The 21,772-nt window shown below is 55.0% G+C and carries 17 protein-coding genes, 1 tRNA gene, 3 rRNA genes and 1 riboswitch; of the genes, 12 read left to right on the top strand and 9 right to left on the bottom strand.

What is annotated here, in order from left to right:
• Nucleotide 1 precedes the first annotated feature (1 nt).
• From thiS to rsd, 5 genes are all read right to left on the bottom strand, one after another.
• Nucleotides 2-202 carry a sulfur carrier protein ThiS gene (gene thiS / locus EOS97_RS11330; RefSeq protein WP_001166834.1) on the bottom strand — a complete coding sequence of 67 codons (201 nt, stop codon included), beginning with the start codon at nt 200-202 and terminating at the stop codon, nt 2-4.
• Entirely contained in the window at nt 183-941 is a 759-nt protein-coding gene (locus EOS97_RS11335) for a HesA/MoeB/ThiF family protein (protein WP_000997755.1), read from the bottom strand. Before EOS97_RS11335 ends, thiS begins: the two co-directional genes overlap by 20 nt.
• Nucleotides 934-1,569: a thiamine phosphate synthase gene (gene thiE, locus EOS97_RS11340; RefSeq protein ID WP_000284628.1), complete on the bottom strand. Its 636-nt coding sequence runs from the start codon at nt 1,567-1,569 to the stop codon at nt 934-936. The genes EOS97_RS11335 and thiE overlap by 8 nt, the downstream gene beginning before the upstream one ends.
• The gene (gene thiC, locus EOS97_RS11345) at nt 1,569-3,464 is read right to left on the bottom strand and encodes a phosphomethylpyrimidine synthase ThiC (protein WP_000108406.1); all 1,896 of its coding nucleotides are present in this window, start codon (nt 3,462-3,464) and stop codon (nt 1,569-1,571) included. The genes thiE and thiC overlap by 1 nt, the downstream gene beginning before the upstream one ends.
• Nucleotides 3,465-3,550: 86 nt before the next feature.
• A riboswitch (TPP riboswitch) is annotated at nt 3,551-3,775 on the bottom strand.
• A gap of 52 nt (nt 3,776-3,827) precedes the next feature.
• On the bottom strand, nt 3,828-4,316 hold the full coding sequence (rsd, locus tag EOS97_RS11350; RefSeq protein ID WP_000934317.1) for a sigma D regulator: 489 nt from the start codon (nt 4,314-4,316) through the stop codon (nt 3,828-3,830).
• 92 nt (nt 4,317-4,408) lie between these two features.
• On the opposite strand from rsd, the gene nudC reads away from it, so the two are divergent.
• The 6 genes from nudC to EOS97_RS11380 all read left to right on the top strand — a co-directional run bounded on the left by nudC (nt 4,409) and on the right by EOS97_RS11380 (nt 8,763).
• A complete protein-coding gene (gene nudC / locus EOS97_RS11355) occupies nt 4,409-5,182 on the top strand; it encodes an NAD(+) diphosphatase (RefSeq protein ID WP_000373960.1) in 774 nt (257 codons plus the stop codon).
• A 40-nt stretch (nt 5,183-5,222) separates the two neighbouring features.
• Nucleotides 5,223-6,287, top strand: coding sequence for a uroporphyrinogen decarboxylase (gene hemE, locus EOS97_RS11360; protein WP_000137620.1), 1,065 nt, complete (start codon nt 5,223-5,225; stop codon nt 6,285-6,287).
• Nucleotides 6,288-6,296: 9 nt separating this feature from the next.
• Entirely contained in the window at nt 6,297-6,968 is a 672-nt protein-coding gene (gene nfi, locus EOS97_RS11365) for a deoxyribonuclease V (RefSeq protein WP_000362363.1), read from the top strand.
• A 41-nt stretch (nt 6,969-7,009) separates the two neighbouring features.
• Complete coding sequence (locus EOS97_RS11370; protein ID WP_000940092.1) at nt 7,010-7,600, top strand: YjaG family protein; 591 nt, start codon at nt 7,010-7,012, stop codon at nt 7,598-7,600.
• A gap of 186 nt (nt 7,601-7,786) precedes the next feature.
• Nucleotides 7,787-8,059, top strand: a complete 273-nt coding sequence (hupA, locus tag EOS97_RS11375) for a nucleoid-associated protein HU-alpha (protein ID WP_001044509.1) — start codon at nt 7,787-7,789, stop codon at nt 8,057-8,059.
• An 11-nt stretch (nt 8,060-8,070) separates the two neighbouring features.
• Nucleotides 8,071-8,763 (top strand): DUF1481 domain-containing protein, encoded by a 693-nt coding sequence (locus EOS97_RS11380; protein WP_001083931.1) that lies wholly within the window; start codon nt 8,071-8,073, stop codon nt 8,761-8,763.
• A gap of 41 nt (nt 8,764-8,804) precedes the next feature.
• Here the strand turns inward: EOS97_RS11380 and zraP are convergent, their stop codons facing one another.
• A complete protein-coding gene (zraP, locus tag EOS97_RS11385) occupies nt 8,805-9,260 on the bottom strand; it encodes a zinc resistance sensor/chaperone ZraP (RefSeq protein WP_000828135.1) in 456 nt (151 codons plus the stop codon).
• A 253-nt stretch (nt 9,261-9,513) separates the two neighbouring features.
• On the opposite strand from zraP, the gene zraS reads away from it, so the two are divergent.
• Together zraS and zraR are read left to right on the top strand one after the other, a co-directional pair.
• The gene (zraS, locus tag EOS97_RS11390) at nt 9,514-10,911 is read left to right on the top strand and encodes a two-component system sensor histidine kinase ZraS (RefSeq protein ID WP_001533549.1); all 1,398 of its coding nucleotides are present in this window, start codon (nt 9,514-9,516) and stop codon (nt 10,909-10,911) included.
• Nucleotides 10,912-10,916: 5 nt separating this feature from the next.
• On the top strand, nt 10,917-12,242 hold the full coding sequence (gene zraR / locus EOS97_RS11395; protein WP_000617934.1) for a sigma-54-dependent response regulator transcription factor ZraR: 1,326 nt from the start codon (nt 10,917-10,919) through the stop codon (nt 12,240-12,242).
• On the opposite strand, the gene purD is transcribed toward zraR, so the two are convergent.
• Together purD and purH are read right to left on the bottom strand one after the other, a co-directional pair.
• A complete protein-coding gene (purD, locus tag EOS97_RS11400) occupies nt 12,239-13,528 on the bottom strand; it encodes a phosphoribosylamine--glycine ligase (protein ID WP_000866787.1) in 1,290 nt (429 codons plus the stop codon). The genes zraR and purD overlap by 4 nt on opposite strands.
• Nucleotides 13,529-13,543: 15 nt before the next feature.
• Nucleotides 13,544-15,133, bottom strand: coding sequence for a bifunctional phosphoribosylaminoimidazolecarboxamide formyltransferase/IMP cyclohydrolase (gene purH, locus EOS97_RS11405; RefSeq protein WP_001187511.1), 1,590 nt, complete (start codon nt 15,131-15,133; stop codon nt 13,544-13,546).
• Between the two features lie 625 nt (nt 15,134-15,758).
• Between purH and EOS97_RS11410 the strand changes: the two genes are divergently transcribed.
• From EOS97_RS11410 to rrf, 4 genes are all read left to right on the top strand, one after another.
• Nucleotides 15,759-17,300: ribosomal RNA gene (locus EOS97_RS11410) — 16S ribosomal RNA — on the top strand.
• An 85-nt stretch (nt 17,301-17,385) separates the two neighbouring features.
• Nucleotides 17,386-17,461: transfer RNA gene (locus EOS97_RS11415), tRNA-Glu, on the top strand.
• A 232-nt stretch (nt 17,462-17,693) separates the two neighbouring features.
• A 23S ribosomal RNA gene (locus EOS97_RS11420) occupies nt 17,694-20,698 on the top strand.
• 93 nt (nt 20,699-20,791) lie between these two features.
• Nucleotides 20,792-20,907 (top strand): 5S ribosomal RNA (rrf, locus tag EOS97_RS11425).
• Together the 16S, 23S and 5S rRNA genes with 1 tRNA gene alongside form the textbook arrangement of a ribosomal RNA operon.
• Nucleotides 20,908-21,201: 294 nt before the next feature.
• On the opposite strand, the gene EOS97_RS11430 is transcribed toward rrf, so the two are convergent.
• On the bottom strand, nt 21,202-21,639 hold the full coding sequence (locus EOS97_RS11430; protein ID WP_000973248.1) for an acetyltransferase: 438 nt from the start codon (nt 21,637-21,639) through the stop codon (nt 21,202-21,204).
• Nucleotides 21,640-21,772: the final 133 nt, after the last annotated feature.

The raw sequence follows: 21,772 nt of genomic DNA on the forward strand, positions 1-21,772 counted from the left end.
CTCAACCTCCTGCTATAACGTGAAAAAGCAGGATCTGGTCACCTTCCTGCACGATTTGCTGCTGCCACTGCTCGCGCGGCAGGATCTGCTGATTGAGCGCCAACGCTGCGCCCGGTTTAAGCTGATTAAGCGTAGCGAGCAGGCTGCTGACGGTTTGCCCTGCGGCGCACTGCATCGGCTCATCATTGAATTGAATTTGCATGTCGCCCTCCGCATACCGGACAGCCGCTGGCGCGACGCAGCGCGAGGCTGCGCCACTGGCTGGTTTTGCCGTCAAACAGGCGTAGCTCTCCGCTGGGCGTCTCAATACCGCTGAGTAATTTAATCGCCTCCAGCGCCTGCAAAGTGCCCATCACGCCAACAACCGGTCCGACGATACCGGCGGTACGGCAGTTGCGTTCAGGCTCGACATCGTCCGGCCACAGGCAGCGGTAACAGCCTTGTTCCCACGGTGGCGTGAGGACCATCAGTTGGCCGCCAAAGCCAACGGCGCTGGCGGTAATTAATGGTGTATTCAGTGCCACGCAGGTGACGTTGATCTCCTGACGGGTCGCCATGTTGTCGGTACAGTCGAGCACCACGTCGGCACGCGCTACCGCGTTTTTAAGCACATCGCCAGTCAGACGCTGTTGCAATACGATCAGCTCGCTACCGGGGTTGAGCTGCGCCAGCCGTAGCTTTGCCGCCTGCGCCTTCGGGTGGGCAATATCGTCGGTGGTGAACAGAATTTGCCGCTGGAGATTGCTCAAGTGAACATCGTCATCATCCGCCAGCGTCAGTGTGCCGATGCCTGCTCCCGCCAGATACAGCGCGGCAGGCGAACCCAATCCGCCTAAGCCGACAATCAATACATGGCTATTGAGCAGCTTTTGCTGGCCTTCAATGGCGATATCGCCGAGCAGGATCTGGCGGCTATAACGCATAAAATCATGGTCATTCATCGCCGACTCCTGCGATTGCAAGTAACTGTTGCGTAGCGGCGCGCCAGTCGGCGGCTTGGGTGATGGCGCTGACCACGGCAATACTGCCGACGCCGGTCGCCAGCACTGACGGAGCGCGTTCCACACTGATGCCGCCAATCGCCACGGTGGGATAATCCGCCAGCCGGTCAATATGCCGCGCCAACTGCGCCAGTCCCTGCGGGGCGGAAGGCATTTGCTTGGTTTGCGTGGGGAAGACGTGGCCGAGTGCGATATAAGAAGGCTTAGCGGCCAGCGCCACGTCTATCTCCATATCATCGTGGGTCGATACGCCCAGGCGTAACCCCGCCGCCTGAATCGCCTTCAGGTCAGTGGTTTCGAGATCTTCCTGGCCCAGGTGCACGCCGTAGGCGTTGTGCTTAATCGCCAGTCGCCAGTAGTCGTTGATAAACAGGCGGGCGTCATAACGACGCCCCAGTGCAATGGCGGCGATAACGTCGGCTTCCACCTCTTCATCGCGTTTATCTTTGATACGCAGCTGGATGGTGCGTACGCCCGCCTCCAGTAGACGCTCAATCCATGCAACGCTGTCCACCACCGGGTAAAGCCCGAGGCGGAACGGCACGGTGGGGAAATCAGGCTGATACATCAGGCTTCCTCCCGTTTGAGATAAATTTCGCCGCCTTTGGCGCGGAAGTTTTCCGACATATCCGCCATGCCGACTTCGATGGTTTGCGCGGCGGCATAGTCGCGGACTTCCTGACTGATTTTCATCGAGCAGAACTTTGGCCCGCACATGGAACAGAAGTGAGCGACCTTACCGGACTCCTGCGGCAGGGTTTCATCGTGGTAGGCGCGGGCGGTGAACGGGTCGAGCGCGAGGTTAAACTGATCTTCCCAGCGGAATTCGAAGCGCGCTTTCGACATGGCGTTATCGCGGATCTGCGCGCCCGGATGGCCTTTCGCTAAGTCAGCGGCGTGGGCGGCAATCTTGTAGGTAATCAGCCCTTGCTTCACATCTTCTTTGTTCGGCAGACCGAGGTGCTCTTTCGGCGTCACGTAACACAGCATCGCACAGCCAAACCAGCCGATCATCGCCGCACCGATCCCGGAGGTGAAGTGGTCATAGCCCGGCGCGATGTCAGTGGTCAACGGCCCTAAGGTGTAGAACGGCGCTTCATGGCAGTGCTCCAGTTCCTCGGTCATGTTGCGCTGAATCATATGCATCGGCACGTGGCCTGGGCCTTCAATCATCACCTGCACGTCGTATTCCCAGGCGATTTTGGTCAACTCGCCCAGCGTATGCAGCTCGGAGAACTGCGCTTCGTCGTTGGCGTCCTGGATGGAGCCGGGACGCAGGCCGTCTCCCAGCGACAGGGAAACGTCGTAGGCGGCGCAGATTTCGCAAATCTCGCAGAAATGTTCGAACAGGAAGTTCTCTTTGTGGTGGGAGAGACACCATTTCGCCATGATTGAACCGCCGCGCGAGACAATCCCGGTCAGGCGTTTGGCGGTCATCGGCACGTAGCGCAGCAGCACGCCCGCGTGGATGGTGAAGTAGTCGACGCCCTGTTCAGCTTGCTCCAGCAGCGTGTCGCGGAACGCTTCCCAAGTAAGATCTTCGGCGATCCCGTTGACCTTTTCCAGCGCCTGGTAGATCGGGACGGTGCCGATCGGTACCGGGCTGTTACGCAGGATCCATTCGCGGGTTTCGTGAATATAGCGGCCGGTGGAGAGGTCCATTATCGTATCCGCCCCCCAGCGCGTCGCCCACACCAGTTTTTCCACCTCTTCTTCGATAGAGGAGGTCACCGCCGAGTTGCCGATATTGGCGTTGACCTTCACCAGGAAGTTGCGGCCGATAATCATCGGCTCGGATTCCGGGTGGTTGATGTTGGCGGGAATAATCGCGCGGCCCGCGGCGACTTCATCGCGCACGAATTCCGGGGTGATGTTTTCCGGCAGGCGCGCGCCAAAGTTCATCCCCGGATGCTGGTGGCGCAGCACTTCACTGCGAATGCGCTCGCGGCCCATGTTTTCACGGATGGCGATGAACTCCATTTCGGGGGTGACAATCCCCTGGCGGGCGTAGTGTAACTGGGTGACGCGCTTGCCCGCTTTAGCGCGTTTCGGCGTCAGCAGGCCGGTAAAACGCAGATCGTCCAGGCCATCGTCGGCCAGACGTTCTTTAGTGTAAGCCGAGCTACGGTCGTCTAGTTCTTCGCTATCGTTACGTGCGTCAATCCATGGCTGGCGCAGTTTCGCCAGACCCTGCTGGACGTTAATCGCCACCTCAGGATCGCCATAGGGGCCGGAGGTGTCGTACACCGGCACGGCTTCGTTCTCTTCAAACTGCGGGTTGTCTTTGCTGCCGCCGATGAGCGTCGGGCTCAGTTGAATTTCACGCATCGGTACGCGAATATCATGCTGCGAACCGGTCACGTAGATGCGTTTCGAGTTGGGGAAGGCAGTCCCTTCCAGCGTATCGATAAAATGCTGGGCTTTAGCGCGCTGCTCGCGGCGGGTTAACGTTGTTGTAGACATAGCTCATTCCAAAAAATTAAGGACGTGGCTTGTCAGACGACGGATGGAGTAATGGATGTGCGCCGCCCGTAAAGGCAGCAGCATAAAGCAGAATTACTCTTGTTCCCTTCGCAGGTATTAACCTGATCAGGTTCCGCGGATCCCGAATTAACGGTCTCAGCCTTTTCCACTTCATCCTTCGCGCTGCCTCTTCGTTGGCTTCGTCCGCTCACTCCAGTCACTTACTTATGTAAGCTCCTGGAGATTCACCGACTTGCCGCCTTGACGCATCACGAACGCTTTTGTGGAAAATTAGCACTCCGACAAGATAACTGCCCCTCCGAAGAGGGGGCTGAAGTAAACTACCTGTTACTCGCGCAGAACTCAAGCGGGACGTTTGACTCTGGCGCCGTCGTGCATCGCGTCAAACACCAGCATAATCAGCTTGTCTTCCAGCACAAAGCGGGCTTCCAGCGCTTCGCCGATATCTGACAGAGCTTGTTGAAATTCGAGACAATTATCGTGATCGATGGCAGTTTCCAGGCTGGTGTCGTAATAATCCATAATGCGCTGCGTATTATCTTCCAGCAGCGGCCAGATTTTTGCCGCATGTAAAAGCTGACCGTTTCCTTCCAATTTATGGAGAATACGTTCATAAATACTGAAGTGCCCGGCGGAAAGGTAATCGACCAGGCTCTGACAAAAATTATCCAGCGCTTTTTCATTCAGCCGCATGTACGATTCTTTGCCAGGCTTAATGCCAACCAGGTTGTAGTAAGCCACGAGCAGGTGCTTACGTACATCCAGCCAGCGATCGACCAGTTTGTTGCTTCCGCCAACGCGCTCCGTCAGGTTTTCCAGCTGGTTTAGCATGATTGTCTCCGCAAGTTAGATAAAGGCTGCTCGCCATGAATGTAAAAATAATGTTAACAACATGCCAGTGAAGCAAAGGTAGTGCAAGAGCTATGGATCGTATAATTGAAAAATTAGAGAGTGGCTGGTGGATCGTCAGCCATGAACAAAAATTATGGTTGCCGTATGGGGAATTACCACACGGGCTGGCAGCAAATTTCGATCTTGTGGGGCAGCGCGCACTCCGGATAGGTGAATGGCAAGGCGAGCCCGTCTGGCTGGTGTTACAGCATCGACGCCATGATATGGGATCGGTTCGCCAGGTTATCGATCAGGATGCAGGGTTGTTCCAACTGGCGGGACGTGGCGTACAGTTGGCGGAGTTTTACCGATCGCATAAATTTTGCGGCTATTGCGGGCACCCTATGCACCCGAGTAAAACCGAATGGGCGATGCTGTGCAGCCATTGCCGCGAACGCTACTATCCGCAAATTGCCCCCTGCATTATTGTTGCCATTCGCCGTGAGGATTCCATCCTGCTGGCCCGGCACGTTCGCCACCGCAACGGCGTGCATACGGTACTGGCCGGGTTTGTTGAAGTCGGCGAAACCTTAGAACAGGCGGTCGCGCGAGAGGTAATGGAGGAGAGCGGGATTAAGGTGAAAAATCTGCGCTATGTGACTTCCCAGCCGTGGCCTTTCCCGCAGTCGTTGATGACCGCTTTTATGGCGGAGTATGACAGCGGCGAGATTGTCATCGACCCGAAAGAACTGTTGGAAGCAAATTGGTACCGTTATGACGATCTGCCGCTACTGCCGCCGCCGGGCACCGTCGCGCGCCGTTTGATCGAAGATACGGTGGCAATGTGTCGGGCTGAATATGATTGACATGTTACACTGGGCGCATCAACGCTAAAGGAATGTAAAAATGACCGAACTCAAAAACGATCGTTATCTACGTGCGCTGCTGCGCCAGCCCGTTGATGTTACGCCAGTGTGGATGATGCGCCAGGCGGGCCGTTATCTACCGGAGTACAAAGCCACTCGCGCTCAGGCGGGCGATTTTATGTCGCTGTGCAAAAATGCCGAACTGGCCTGCGAGGTCACTTTACAGCCGCTGCGCCGTTATCCGCTTGATGCGGCGATCCTTTTCTCGGATATCCTGACGATTCCGGACGCGATGGGCCTGGGGCTCTATTTTGAAGCCGGGGAAGGCCCGCGCTTTACGGCTCCTGTCACCTGCAAAGCCGATGTCGATAAGCTGCCCATTCCCGATCCGGAGGATGAACTGGGCTACGTGATGAATGCGGTACGCACGATTCGCCGCGAACTAAAAGGCGAGGTTCCGCTGATTGGCTTCTCCGGCAGCCCGTGGACGCTGGCAACTTACATGGTGGAAGGCGGCAGTAGCAAAGCCTTCACGGTGATTAAAAAGATGATGTACGCTGACCCGCAGGCGTTGCATCTGCTGCTGGATAAGTTGGCGAAAAGCGTCACGCTGTACCTCAACGCGCAAATCAAAGCGGGCGCGCAGTCGGTGATGATTTTCGACACCTGGGGCGGCGTGCTGACTGGCCGCGATTACCAGCAGTTCTCCCTCTACTACATGCATAAAATCGTCGATGGCCTGCTGCGTGAAAACGACGGTCGCCGCGTGCCGGTAACGCTGTTCACTAAAGGTGGCGGTCAGTGGCTGGAGGCGATGGCGGAAACCGGCTGCGACGCGCTGGGTCTCGACTGGACGACAGATATCGCCGATGCGCGCCGTCGCGTTGGCCATAAAGTGGCGCTGCAGGGCAATATGGACCCCTCGATGCTGTATGCGCCGCCGGCACGGATCGAAGACGAAGTAGCGACTATACTTGCTGGTTTCGGTCAGGGAGAAGGGCACGTCTTTAACCTTGGACATGGCATCCATCAGGATGTGCCGCCAGAACATGCTGGCGCATTTGTGGAGGCAGTGCACCGACTTTCTGCGCAGTATCACAGCTAAGGAGTTAGTATGGATCTCGCGTCGCTACGCGCTCAACAGATAGAACTTGCTTCATCGGTTTGCCGCGAAGATCGGTTGGACAAAGATCCGCCAGCGTTTATCGGCGGGGCGGACGTCGGTTTTGAGCAGGGGGGCGAGGTGACGCGGGCGGCGATGGTGTTGCTGAAATATCCGTCGCTTGAACTGGTAGAGTACAAGGTGGCGCGTATTGCCACCACCATGCCGTATATCCCCGGCTTTCTCTCTTTTCGTGAATATCCTGCTCTGCTGGCGGCGTGGGAACAGCTCTCGCAAAAGCCCGATTTGCTGTTTGTGGACGGTCACGGTATTTCGCATCCGCGTCGGCTTGGCGTCGCCAGTCATTTTGGACTGTTGGTGGACGTGCCGACCATCGGCGTAGCGAAAAAACGGCTATGCGGTAAATTTGAGCCACTTTCCACCGAACCTGGCGCACTTAGCCCCTTAATGGATAAAGGCGAGCAACTGGCGTGGGTATGGCGCAGCAAGGCGCGCTGTAATCCGCTGTTTATCGCGACGGGGCACCGGGTCAGTACTGACAGCGCGCTGGCGTGGGTACAGCGCTGTATGAAAGGGTATCGCCTGCCGGAGCCGACGCGCTGGGCGGATGCCGTCGCTTCCGGACGTCCGGCGTTTGTTCGTTGGCAAGAAATTCAGCGCTGATTCAGGTAAACTGCCGCTAATTTCCGATTCGAGATTCCATCATGTTACAAAACCCGATTCATTTGCGTCTGGAGCGGCTGGAAAGCTGGCAGCACGTTACCTTTATGGCCTGCTTGTGCGAGCGCATGTACCCGAACTACGCCATGTTTTGCAAGCAGACGGAATTCGGCGACGGACAGATCTACCGTCGCATTCTGGATCTGATCTGGGAAACCCTGACGGTGAAAGATGCAAAGGTCAATTTCGATAGCCAACTGGAGAAGTTTGAAGAGGCAATTCCGGCAGCTGACGACTATGATCTGTACGGCGTTTACCCGGCGATTGATGCCTGCGTCGCATTAAGCGAATTAATGCATTCTCGTCTTAGCGGCGAAACGCTGGAACACGCTATTGAGGTTAGTAAGACTTCCATTACTACGGTGGCGATGTTGGAAATGACTCAGGCTGGTCGGGAAATGACCGATGAGGAGCTCAAAACGAACCCTGCCGTTGAACAGGAATGGGATATTCAGTGGGAAATATTCCGACTTTTAGCCGACTGCGAAGAACGCGATATTGAACTGATAAAAGGGCTCAGGGCAGACCTGCGCGAGGCTGGTGAGAGCAATATCGGTATAAATTTTCAGCAATGACACCAGAAAACGTGATTTAACGTCTGATTTGTCGTGCCATAAGGCTTCCCTTATGCCCCCCGTCTGGTCTACATTTGGGAGGCGAAAAAAAGTGGCTATCGGTGCGTGTATGCAGGAGAGTGCTTTTCTGGCATTTCCGTCGCACTCGATGCTTAGCAAGCGATAAACACATTGTAAGGATAACTTATGAACAAGACTCAACTGATTGATGTAATTGCAGACAAAGCAGAACTGTCCAAAACCCAGGCTAAAGCTGCTCTGGAATCCACTCTGGCTGCTATTACTGAGTCTCTGAAAGAAGGCGATGCTGTACAACTGGTTGGTTTCGGTACCTTCAAAGTGAACCACCGTGCTGAGCGCACTGGCCGTAACCCACAGACCGGTAAAGAAATCAAAATCGCCGCCGCTAACGTACCGGCGTTTGTTTCTGGTAAAGCTCTGAAAGACGCAGTTAAGTAAGACGCGTAGCTGTGAACAGTTTTATCGAAGGGGCTCGTCAGCCCCTTTTGTCTGTCTGGCGTCGCGCGTTTCTGTTTTCTGGCGCGCTGTTGCTGACTGCCTGCAGTCATAACGCTTCACCGCCTCCGTTTACTGCCAGCGGCTTTGCCGGCGATCACGGCGCGGTGCGTATCTGGCGTAAAGATACGAACGATGAAGTCCATCTGCTTTCTGTTTTTAGCCCGTGGCATAGCGGCAGCACGACGACCAGCGAATATCGTTGGCAGGGTGATACGCTTTCGCTTATTGAACTCAATATTTACAGCAAACCGCCAGAACATATTCGCGCGCGTTTCGACGCTCATGGCGAACTCAGTTTTATGCAGCGTGAAGTCGGGGGGCAGAAGCAGCAGCTTTCCAACGATCAGATTGCCTTGTATCGCTATCGCGCCGAACAAATCCGTCAGACCAGCGACGCCTTGCGCTTGGGGCGGGTCATACTACGCCAGGGACGCTGGCACGCCGACCATACGGTAACCACCTGTGAAGGTGAAACGCTGAAACCGGATCTGGATTCCTGGGCAATAAGCCACATTGAGCGCCGCCAGAACCACTCATCGGTAGAGGTGAGCGTAGCATGGCTGGAGGCGCCGGAAGGATCGCAACTTTTGCTGGTGGCGAATTCAGATTTCTGTCACTGGCAGCCGCAAGCGAAAACCTTTTGATGGAATACCGGATGGCGAAGCCGCCATTCGGCAAACATGCTTTACCAGTTTCCCATACCCATGTGACCGCCGCCGCGATGATAACCGCCGCCATAGCCGCCGCAACCGCCATAGCCCATTCCTGCGCCGCGTGGTATGCCAGCCTGCGCCATCGCGACATCCCGTTTCACGCGTTGCTCATCTAACTTCTGGCCTAATGACTCCATCTCTTTGGCAACCGCGTTAATTTTCGCAGTATCCGGCGAACTGGCGGTCAGTAGCGCGTTGTATTCATAACGTTTGGATATCAGTTGCTGGCGCAGCGCGCTGGTCTGCGTATAGTAATCATCATAAATCTTCTGCGCCGTCGCCTGCTGTTCCGTAGTTACCGGGCTACCTCCCTGTTGCCACATACCGTCATTGTTGCCCCAGTGATGCCCGGCGAAGGCGGCGCCGGAGCTCAGGGCCAAAAGAGAGAGGGCGATTAGCGCGATAGCTGATTTATTGTTCCGTTTCATTTTGCGTTCTCCTGTTGCTCATCTTATCCTCTCTCTTGCATCTTCCGTGCCAGGTAACTATTCCTTGTCGGGCAGCGAGTTAACCCGCTTCAGGCGGCAAAAAGCGAGTAAAAATGACTCGCATGACCCGCCTGGCGAGTCATTTTTACCCACTAGTATCCGAAAGGGTGTGCGACACCGCGCGGTTATGCGGAGCGAAGAATGGCATGATCTCTGCTTAAGTAAGGAAAATAAAAACGAGCCGGGGAAGCCTGTGAGTTTTATACGATTACATAAAGATGCCGCTGCAACGTGGTTGAGTCGACTGTTACCTGTGGCGATCTTCATTCTGGTGGGGCTATTTTCCATTATGGTCATTCGCGACTATGGCCGTGAGAGCGCTGCCGCCAGGCAGACGCTGCTGGAAAAGGGAAATGTACTCATTCGCGCTCTGGAGTCCGGCACGCGAGTAGGTATGGGAATGCGGATGCATCACGCGCAGCAGCAGACATTGCTGGAAGAGATGGCGGGTCAGCCAGGCGTGTTGTGGTTCGCCGTAACGGATGCGCAGGGGGTAATCATCACTCATAGCAACCCTGGCATGGTGGGCAAATCGCTCTATTCCGCATCTGAAATGCATCAACTAAACCCCGGGCCGCAGGAGCGTTGGCGGCGTGTCGACGTTGCTGCTAACGGCGAGACGGTGCCTGCGCTGGAAATTTACCGTCAGTTCCAGCCGCTTTTCGGTATGAGAGGTCACGGTATGAGGGGGCACGGCATGGCGCGTAGCGCCAATGACGACGAACCAGCGAAACAAACTATTTTTATTGCCTTTGACGCCAGCGAGCTGGCCGCGACACAGGCAAGGGAGTGGCGTAATACGCTGATTGTTTTGTCTGCGTTAGCGGCGGTGCTGTTGGCAACGTTACTGGCGTTTTTTTGGCATCAGCGTTATCAGCGCTCACACAGAGAACTGCTTGATGCAATGAAGCGTAAAGAAAAGCTGGTGGCGATGGGGCATCTGGCGGCGGGCGTCGCGCACGAAATTCGTAACCCGCTCTCGTCCATCAAAGGGCTGGCGAAATACTTTGCCGAGCGCACGCCTGCCGGCGGCGAGTCGCATGAACTGGCGCAGGTGATGGCCAAAGAGGCCGACCGTTTGAACCGGGTGGTAAGCGAATTGCTCGAACTGGTAAAGCCCGCGCATCTGACGCTCCAGACGGTTAACCTCAATGATATTATTACTCACTCCCTGAATCTGGTCAGTCAGGATGCCCAAAGCAGAGAGATTCAGTTGAGGTTCACGGCGAATGAGACGCTTAAGCGTATTCAGGCTGACCCGGACAGGCTGACTCAGGTGCTGTTGAATTTGTACCTGAACGCTATTCATGCGATTGGCCGCCAGGGAACGATTAGCGTAGAGGCAAAAGAAAGTGGGACCGACCGCGTTATCATCACTGTTACCGATAGCGGGAAAGGGATCGCCCCGGATCAGCTGGAGGCGATTTTTACACCTTATTTTACGACCAAAGCTGACGGGACAGGCCTGGGGCTGGCGGTGGTGCAAAATATCATCGAACAGCATGGCGGCGCGATTAAGGTGAAAAGTATTGAGGGTAAAGGCGCGGTCTTTACTATCTGGTTGCCAGTGATAGCGAGACAACAGGATTAACAAGGGTGATACGCGGAAAAATCGATATTCTGGTTGTGGATGATGATGTAAGCCACTGCACGATTTTACAGGCGCTGCTTCGGGGCTGGGGCTATAACGTCGCTCTGGCCTACAGTGGGCATGATGCGTTGGCTCAGGTGCGTGAGAAAGTCTTTGATCTGGTACTGTGCGATGTGCGTATGGCGGAGATGGACGGTATCGCCACGCTGAAGGAGATTAAAGCGCTCAACCCCGCCATTCCGATTTTGATTATGACGGCATTCTCCAGCGTGGAAACGGCGGTAGAGGCGTTGAAAGCCGGTGCGCTCGACTATTTAATTAAACCGCTGGATTTTGACCGTCTGCAGGAGACGCTGGAAAAGGCGTTGGCGCATACGCGGGAAACGGGCGCTGAATTGCCATCGGCGTCGGCTGCGCAGTTTGGCATGATTGGCAGCAGTCCGGCGATGCAACATTTACTGAATGAAATCGCGATGGTCGCACCATCAGACGCCACGGTATTGATTCACGGAGACTCCGGCACGGGTAAAGAGCTGGTGGCGCGGGCGCTACACGCCTGTAGCGCCAGGAGCGATAAACCGCTGGTCACGCTCAACTGCGCGGCGCTTAATGAATCGCTGCTGGAGTCTGAGCTGTTCGGACACGAAAAAGGCGCGTTTACCGGTGCGGATAAACGTCGGGAGGGACGCTTTGTCGAAGCGGATGGCGGCACCTTATTCCTCGATGAAATTGGCGATATTTCACCGCTGATGCAGGTACGCCTGCTGCGGGCGATTCAGGAACGTGAGGTGCAGCGTGTGGGCAGCAATCAGACCGTGTCGGTTGATGTGCGGCTGATTGCCGCTACCCACCGCGATCTGGCGGAAGAGGTGAGTGCTGGTCGTTTTCGCCAGGATCTCTATTACCGCCTGAATGTGGTGGCGATTGAAATGCCTTCTTTGCGCCAGCGTCGGGAAGATATTCCGCTACTGGCAGACCATTTTCTGCGGCGTTTTGCCGAACGTAACCGCAAAGTGGTGAAGGGGTTTACGCCGCAGGCGATGGATCTGCTGATCCACTACGACTGGCCGGGCAATATCCGTGAGCTGGAAAACGCTATCGAGCGGGCGGTGGTGTTGCTGACGGGAGAATACATTTCTGAACGCGAATTGCCTCTCGCTATTGCCGCGACGCCGATAAAAACGGAATACAGTGGTGAGATCCAACCGCTGGTGGACGTCGAAAAAGAGGTGATTCTGGCTGCGCTGGAAAAAACGGGCGGCAACAAAACCGAAGCCGCCCGTCAATTGGGCATTACGCGCAAAACGCTACTGGCTAAACTCAGCCGTTAGTTCTGTTCACGCTCGATGGCGCGCCAGCCAATGTCGTTACGGCTGAAGCTGCCGTCCCAGCGGATGTCGGTCATCAGGGCGTAAGCGCGTTTCTGCGCCTCAGCCACGGTGTGGCCCAGCGCGGTGGCGCACAGTACGCGACCGCCGCTGGTCAACACGCGATCGTCATCGGCGAGTTTGGTGCCCGCGTGGAAAACCTTACCGTCAGCCACTTCTTCCAGCGGCAGACCGTGGATCTCGTCGCCGGTGCTGTAGCTGCCCGGATAACCGCCCGCGGCGATCACCACGCCTAATGAAGCGCGCTCGTCCCACTCGGAGGTTTTCTCATCCAGCTTGCCGTCGCAGGCGGCCAGGCAAAGATCCACCAGATCCGATTTCATGCGCAGCATGATCGGCTGGGTTTCCGGATCGCCGAAGCGGCAGTTGAACTCGATAACTTTCGGGTTGCCCTGCTTGTCGATCATCAGACCCGCATACAGGAAGCCGGTGTACGTGTTACCTTCTGCTGCCATGCCTTTCACGGTTGGCCAGATGATGCGTTCCATGGTGCGCTGGTGCACTTCATCGGTTACCACCGGCGCCGGTGAGTAGGCCCCCATACCGCCAGTGTTCGGGCCGGTATCGCCGTTGCCTACGCGTTTGTGATCCTGGCTGGTGGCCATCGGCAGAACGTGCTCACCGTCGACCATCACGATAAAGCTTGCCTCTTCGCCGTCGAGGAACTCTTCAATCACGATGCGGTGACCCGCGTCGCCAAAGGCGTTGCCTGCCAGCATGTCCTGCACGGCGGCTTCGGCTTCTTCCAGCGTCATCGCCACGATAACGCCTTTACCGGCGGCCAGACCATCGGCCTTGATGACGATCGGCGCGCCTTTCTCACGCAGATAAGCCAGGGCAGGCTCAATCTCGGTGAAATTCTGGTATTCCGCCGTCGGAATCTGGTGACGAGCGAGGAAATCTTTGGTGAAGGCTTTGGAGCCTTCCAGTTGGGCGGCCCCTTCGGTTGGGCCGAAAATTTTCAGGCCTGCGGCGCGGAAGGCATCGACCACGCCAATCACCAGCGGCGCTTCCGGACCGACGATGGTCAGATCGATCTTCTCGTCCCGGGCAAAGCTCAGCAGCGCCGGAATATCGGTGACGCCGATAGCCACGTTCTGCAACGCGGGCTCCAGCGCGGTACCGGCGTTACCCGGTGCGACAAAAACGGTATCAACCAGCGGCGACTGTGCGGCTTTCCAGGCCAGCGCATGTTCGCGCCCGCCGTTACCAATGACTAAAACTTTCATCGTCTGCTCCCTGAATTAATGGCGGAAGTGGCGCATGTCGGTGAAGATCATCGCAATGCCGTGTTCATCGGCAGCGGCAATGACTTCATCATCACGGATAGAACCGCCAGGCTGGATAACGCAGCTCACGCCGACAGCGGCAGCGGCATCAATACCATCGCGGAACGGGAAGAAGGCATCAGAGGCCATCGCGGAGCCTTTCACTTCCAGACCTTCGTCAGCCGCTTTAATCCCGGCGATTTTGGCGGAGTACACGCGGCTCATCTGGCCTGCGCCTATGCCGATGGTCATGTTCTCTTTGGCATACACAATGGCGTTGGATTTCACGAACTTTGCCACTTTCCAGCAGAACAGCGCATCGCGCAGTTCCTGCTCGGTCGGCTGGCGTTTAGAGACCACGCGCAGTTCAGCTTCGCTCACCATACCCAGATCCCTGTCCTGAACCAGCAGGCCGCCGTTAACGCGTTTGAAGTCCAGACCAGGTACGCGCTGTGCCCACTGACCACAGGTCAGGACGCGAACGTTCTGTTTAGCGGCAGTGATCTTCAGCGCTTCTTCGCTTGCGGATGGGGCGATGATCACTTCCACGAACTGACGGGAGATGATGGCCTGCGAGGTTTCGGCATCCAGCTCGCGGTTGAAGGCGATAATGCCGCCGAACGCGGAGGTTGGGTCGGTTTTATACGCACGGTCGTAAGCGTCGAGAATAGTGGTGCTCACCGCCACGCCGCACGGGTTAGCGTGCTTGACGATTACGCAGGCTGGCTCGTTGAACTCTTTCACACACTCCAGCGCCGCGTCGGTATCAGCGATGTTGTTGTAAGAAAGCGCTTTGCCCTGAACCTGCTGTGCGGTGGCAACGGACGCTTCTTTCACATTTTCTTCTATATAGAAGGCTGCCTGCTGGTGGCTGTTCTCGCCGTAGCGCATATCCTGCTTCTTAATGAAGTTCAGGTTCAGCGTACGCGGGAAGCGACCGGCGGCTTCTTTGCTCTCACCGTGATAAGCCGGAACCATGCTGCCGAAGTAGTTGGCAATCATGCTGTCGTAGGCGGCGGTGTGTTCGAAGGCTTTAATCGCGAGATCGAAACGGGTGTCGAGGGTCAGAGAGCCCTCGTTAGCATCCATCTCTTTAATAATGGCGTCGTAGTCGCTGCTCTTCACCACGATGGCCACGTCTTTATGGTTCTTCGCGGCGGAGCGCACCATGGTCGGGCCGCCGATATCGATGTTCTCTACCGCATCTTCCAGCGAGCAACCTTCGCGGGCAACGGTCTCAGCGAACGGATACAGGTTAACGACAACCATATCGATAGGGGCGATGTGGTGCTGTTCCATAATGGCATCGTCCTGGCCGCGGCGACCGAGGATGCCGCCGTGGACTTTTGGATGCAGGGTCTTTACGCGTCCATCCATCATTTCCGGAAAACCGGTGTAATCGGAAACTTCGGTCACCGGCAGGCCTTTTTCTGCTAACAGGCGGGCGGTGCCCCCCGTAGACAGCAGCTCCACACCGCGTGCGGAAAGTGCCTGGGCGAATTCGATGATACCGGCCTTGTCAGAAACACTGAGCAGAGCGCGGCGGACTGGACGACGTTGTTGCATGGTAAATCCCCTGGATTTGACGATTACAGAGAGCGTTAGCTGAATTTTTCGTGAAAAACTCAGCTAACGCCCCTTATGGGGTATTCTCATTTTGCGGCGACATTGTAACGAAAACGTTTGCGCAACGCTCGCGAATTTTTCTCTTTAAATTCTGTCCCCGCTTTTATCCCTGAAAGATCGTTTGCAGAGTGAGAAGATCGAGGAAATGAACGCGCATTTTGTGGATAAGTCTGTGCGTAAATGGGTATAACCAGGGGTTTTGCTGGGGAATGCAGCAAACAGTCATTTTTCTGCAATTTTTCTATTGCGGTCAGCAGAGAACTCCCTATAATGCGCCTCCATCGACACGGCGGATGTGAATCACTTCACACAAACAGCCGGTCGGTTAAAGAGAAAAATCCTGAAATTCAGGGTTGACTCTGAAAGAGGAAAGCGTAATATACGCCACCTCGCGACGGTGAGCTGCAAGCCGCATCGCATCTGCTCTTTAACAATTTATCAGACAATCTGTGTGGGCACTCGAAGATACGGATTCTTGACGTCGCAAGACGAAAAATGAATACCAAGTCTCAAGAGTGAACACGTAATTCATTACGAAGTTTAATTCTTTGAGCATCAAACTTTTAAATTGAAGAGTTTGATCATGGCTCAGATTGAACGCTGGCGGCAGGCCTAACACATGCAAGTCGAACGGTAACAGGAAGCAGCTTGCTGCTTTGCTGACGAGTGGCGGACGGGTGAGTAATGTCTGGGAAACTGCCTGATGGAGGGGGATAACTACTGGAAACGGTGGCTAATACCGCATAACGTCGCAAGACCAAAGAGGGGGACCTTCGGGCCTCTTGCCATCAGATGTGCCCAGATGGGATTAGCTTGTTGGTGAGGTAACGGCTCACCAAGGCGACGATCCCTAGCTGGTCTGAGAGGATGACCAGCCACACTGGAACTGAGACACGGTCCAGACTCCTACGGGAGGCAGCAGTGGGGAATATTGCACAATGGGCGCAAGCCTGATGCAGCCATGCCGCGTGTATGAAGAAGGCCTTCGGGTTGTAAAGTACTTTCAGCGGGGAGGAAGGTGTTGTCGTTAATAACCACAGCAATTGACGTTACCCGCAGAAGAAGCACCGGCTAACTCCGTGCCAGCAGCCGCGGTAATACGGAGGGTGCAAGCGTTAATCGGAATTACTGGGCGTAAAGCGCACGCAGGCGGTCTGTCAAGTCGGATGTGAAATCCCCGGGCTCAACCTGGGAACTGCATTCGAAACTGGCAGGCTTGAGTCTTGTAGAGGGGGGTAGAATTCCAGGTGTAGCGGTGAAATGCGTAGAGATCTGGAGGAATACCGGTGGCGAAGGCGGCCCCCTGGACAAAGACTGACGCTCAGGTGCGAAAGCGTGGGGAGCAAACAGGATTAGATACCCTGGTAGTCCACGCCGTAAACGATGTCTACTTGGAGGTTGTGCCCTTGAGGCGTGGCTTCCGGAGCTAACGCGTTAAGTAGACCGCCTGGGGAGTACGGCCGCAAGGTTAAAACTCAAATGAATTGACGGGGGCCCGCACAAGCGGTGGAGCATGTGGTTTAATTCGATGCAACGCGAAGAACCTTACCTGGTCTTGACATCCACGGAAGAATTCAGAGATGGATTTGTGCCTTCGGGAACCGTGAGACAGGTGCTGCATGGCTGTCGTCAGCTCGTGTTGTGAAATGTTGGGTTAAGTCCCGCAACGAGCGCAACCCTTATCCTTTGTTGCCAGCGGTCCGGCCGGGAACTCAAAGGAGACTGCCAGTGATAAACTGGAGGAAGGTGGGGATGACGTCAAGTCATCATGGCCCTTACGACCAGGGCTACACACGTGCTACAATGGCGCATACAAAGAGAAGCGACCTCGCGAGAGCAAGCGGACCTCATAAAGTGCGTCGTAGTCCGGATTGGAGTCTGCAACTCGACTCCATGAAGTCGGAATCGCTAGTAATCGTGGATCAGAATGCCACGGTGAATACGTTCCCGGGCCTTGTACACACCGCCCGTCACACCATGGGAGTGGGTTGCAAAAGAAGTAGGTAGCTTAACCTTCGGGAGGGCGCTTACCACTTTGTGATTCATGACTGGGGTGAAGTCGTAACAAGGTAACCGTAGGGGAACCTGCGGTTGGATCACCTCCTTACCTTAAAGAAGCGTACTTTGCAGTGCTCACACAGATTGTCTGATGAAAAGTGAATAGCAAGGCGTCTTGCGATTGAGACTTCAGTGTCCCCTTCGTCTAGAGGCCCAGGACACCGCCCTTTCACGGCGGTAACAGGGGTTCGAATCCCCTAGGGGACGCCAGCGTTCAAACTGATGAGGTCAAACCTCCAGGGGACGCCACTTGCTGGTTTGTGAGTGAAAGTCACCTGCCTTAATATCTCAAAACTGACTTACGAGTCACGTTTGAGATATTTGCTCTTTAAAAATCTGGATCAAGCTGAAAATTGAAACACAGAACAACGAAAGTTGTTCGTGAGTCTCTCAAATTTTCGCAACACGATGATGAATCGTAAGAAACATCTTCGGGTTGTGAGGTTAAGCGACTAAGCGTACACGGTGGATGCCCTGGCAGTCAGAGGCGATGAAGGGCGTGCTAATCTGCGATAAGCGCCGGTAAGGTGATATGAACCGTTATAACCGGCGATACCCGAATGGGGAAACCCAGTGTGATTCGTCACACTATCATTAACTGAATCCATAGGTTAATGAGGCGAACCGGGGGAACTGAAACATCTAAGTACCCCGAGGAAAAGAAATCAACCGAGATTCCCCCAGTAGCGGCGAGCGAACGGGGAGGAGCCCAGAGCCTGAATCAGCATGTGTGTTAGTGGAAGCGTCTGGAAAGGCGCGCGATACAGGGTGACAGCCCCGTACACAAAAGCGCATATGCTGTGAGCTCGATGAGTAGGGCGGGACACGTGGTATCCTGTCTGAATATGGGGGGACCATCCTCCAAGGCTAAATACTCCTGACTGACCGATAGTGAACCAGTACCGTGAGGGAAAGGCGAAAAGAACCCCGGCGAGGGGAGTGAAAAAGAACCTGAAACCGTGTACGTACAAGCAGTGGGAGCCCCACCACTAAGCCAGTGGTGAACTCCACATACGCATCCTTTGCTGAGGATACGGTTAACGGAGCGAAAGCGACGTTCAACCTCAAAAGAAGCAGAGGGGGCTTAGTGGTGGGGTGACTGCGTACCTTTTGTATAATGGGTCAGCGACTTATATTCTGTAGCAAGGTTAACCGAATAGGGGAGCCGGAGGGAAACCGAGTCTTAATTGGGCGTTAAGTTGCAGGGTATAGACCCGAAACCCGGTGATCTAGCCATGGGCAGGTTGAAGGTTGGGTAACACTAACTGGAGGACCGAACCGACTAATGTTGAAAAATTAGCGGATGACCTGTGGCTGGGGGTGAAAGGCCAATCAAACCGGGAGATAGCTGGTTCTCCCCGAAAGCTATTTAGGTAGCGCCTCGTGAACTCATCTCCGGGGGTAGAGCACTGTTTCGGCTAGGGGGCCATCCCGGCTTACCAACCCGATGCAAACTGCGAATACCGGAGAATGTTATCACGGGAGACACACGGCGGGTGCTAACGTCCGTCGTGAAGAGGGAAACAACCCAGACCGCCAGCTAAGGTCCCAAAGTCATGGTTAAGTGGGAAACGATGTGGGAAGGCCCAGACAGCCAGGATGTTGGCTTAGAAGCAGCCATCATTTAAAGAAAGCGTAATAGCTCACTGGTCGAGTCGGCCTGCGCGGAAGATGTAACGGGGCTAAACCATGCACCGAAGCTGCGGCAGCGACGCTGATGCGTTGTTGGGTAGGGGAGCGTTCTGTAAGCCTGTGAAGGTGGCCTGTGAGGGTTGCTGGAGGTATCAGAAGTGCGAATGCTGACATAAGTAACGATAAAGCGGGTGAAAAGCCCGCTCGCCGGAAGACCAAGGGTTCCTGTCCAACGTTAATCGGGGCAGGGTGAGTCGACCCCTAAGGCGAGGCCGAAAGGCGTAGTCGATGGGAAACGGGTTAATATTCCCGTACTTGGTGTTACTGCGAAGGGGGGACGGAGAAGGCTATGTTGGCCGGGCGACGGTTGTCCCGGTTTAAGCGTGTAGGCTGGTTTTCCAGGCAAATCCGGAAAATCAAGGCTGAGGCGTGATGACGAGGCACTACGGTGCTGAAGCAACAAATGCCCTGCTTCCAGGAAAAGCCTCTAAGCATCAGGTAACATCAAATCGTACCCCAAACCGACACAGGTGGTCAGGTAGAGAATACCAAGGCGCTTGAGAGAACTCGGGTGAAGGAACTAGGCAAAATGGTGCCGTAACTTCGGGAGAAGGCACGCTGACATGTAGGTGAAGTGATTTACTCATGGAGCTGAAGTCAGTCGAAGATACCAGCTGGCTGCAACTGTTTATTAAAAACACAGCACTGTGCAAACACGAAAGTGGACGTATACGGTGTGACGCCTGCCCGGTGCCGGAAGGTTAATTGATGGGGTCAGCGCAAGCGAAGCTCCTGATCGAAGCCCCGGTAAACGGCGGCCGTAACTATAACGGTCCTAAGGTAGCGAAATTCCTTGTCGGGTAAGTTCCGACCTGCACGAATGGCGTAATGATGGCCAGGCTGTCTCCACCCGAGACTCAGTGAAATTGAACTCGCTGTGAAGATGCAGTGTACCCGCGGCAAGACGGAAAGACCCCGTGAACCTTTACTATAGCTTGACACTGAACATTGAGCCTTGATGTGTAGGATAGGTGGGAGGCTTTGAAGTGTGGACGCCAGTCTGCATGGAGCCGACCTTGAAATACCACCCTTTAATGTTTGATGTTCTAACGTGGACCCGTAATCCGGGTTGCGGACAGTGTCTGGTGGGTAGTTTGACTGGGGCGGTCTCCTCCTAAAGAGTAACGGAGGAGCACGAAGGTTGGCTAATCCTGGTCGGACATCAGGAGGTTAGTGCAATGGCATAAGCCAGCTTGACTGCGAGCGTGACGGCGCGAGCAGGTGCGAAAGCAGGTCATAGTGATCCGGTGGTTCTGAATGGAAGGGCCATCGCTCAACGGATAAAAGGTACTCCGGGGATAACAGGCTGATACCGCCCAAGAGTTCATATCGACGGCGGTGTTTGGCACCTCGATGTCGGCTCATCACATCCTGGGGCTGAAGTAGGTCCCAAGGGTATGGCTGTTCGCCATTTAAAGTGGTACGCGAGCTGGGTTTAGAACGTCGTGAGACAGTTCGGTCCCTATCTGCCGTGGGCGCTGGAGAACTGAGGGGGGCTGCTCCTAGTACGAGAGGACCGGAGTGGACGCATCACTGGTGTTCGGGTTGTCATGCCAATGGCACTGCCCGGTAGCTAAATGCGGAAGAGATAAGTGCTGAAAGCATCTAAGCACGAAACTTGCCCCGAGATGAGTTCTCCCTGAGACTTAGAGTCTCCTGAAGGAACGTTGAAGACGACGACGTTGATAGGCCGGGTGTGTAAGCGCAGCGATGCGTTGAGCTAACCGGTACTAATGAACCGTGAGGCTTAACCTTACAACGCCGAAGATGTTTTGGCGGATGAGAGACGATTTTCAGCTCAGATTCAGATTACATCAGAACGTAAAAACGGTCTGATAACAGAATTTGCCTGGCGGCACTAGCGCGGTGGTCCCACCTGACCCCATGCCGAACTCAGAAGTGAAACGCCGTAGCGCCGATGGTAGTGTGGGGTCTCCCCATGCGAGAGTAGGGAACTGCCAGGCATCAAATAAAACGAAGGGCCCTGTCGGAAGACTGGGCCTTTTGTTTTATCTGTAGTCTGTCGGTGAGCACTCGTTGCGCAGCAACGGCCCGTAGGGTGGCGGGCAGGACGCCCGCCATAAACTGCCAGGCATCAGACAAGTGAAGAAGCCCGTCCGTCTGGACGGGCTTCTTTGCGTGTGTGGTAACTGTAAAAATGTAGGCCTGATAAGCGCAGCGCCATCAGGCAACCGGCACCGCCGGATGGCAGTTTCGCCTTATCCGGCCTGTATGCACTTATCAGGCAGCACCACTACTCACGGATAAATTAAATTCAACAATGGATACGGTTTCCCAAGATCGTCAACCTCCGAACGTCCCGTCACCTTAAATCCCATTTTCTTATAAAATCCAACAGCTTGTGTATTTTGCTCGTTAACATTGGTTGTCAACCCCGGCGCCAGTGTTAACGCATGTTCAACTAATCTCTTACCGATACCCTGACCACGCACGTCCGGATCGACAAACAGCGCATCCATATGTTCACCGGTAAGCAGCATAAATCCTACCGGCTCATCCTGATCGGTCACGGCAACCCATAGTGGCGCTTCTGGCAGAAAATCGCTCACCAGCTCTTCCAGTTCGGCCCGATAAGCGTTTGACAGAAAATCGTGCGTGGCATCGACTGAGCGACGCCAGATCGCAATCAGTTTTTCCCCTTCCTCATGCCTTGAACGGCGAATGTTAATCATCATCTTCACTCCTTTTTTGCTTACTTCTATTCTAATGCAAATGCTGTCGTGAAACTTTCTCACCTTGAACTTGCAGACTCGACATTCGCCTGATTTCTGAGTATCTTCAGCTGTCTGGATGTCTAAACGTTTAAAC

It is taken from the genome of Salmonella sp. SSDFZ54 (assembly GCF_004010735.1).
GTDB classification, from domain to species: Bacteria; Pseudomonadota; Gammaproteobacteria; order Enterobacterales; family Enterobacteriaceae; genus Salmonella; species Salmonella enterica.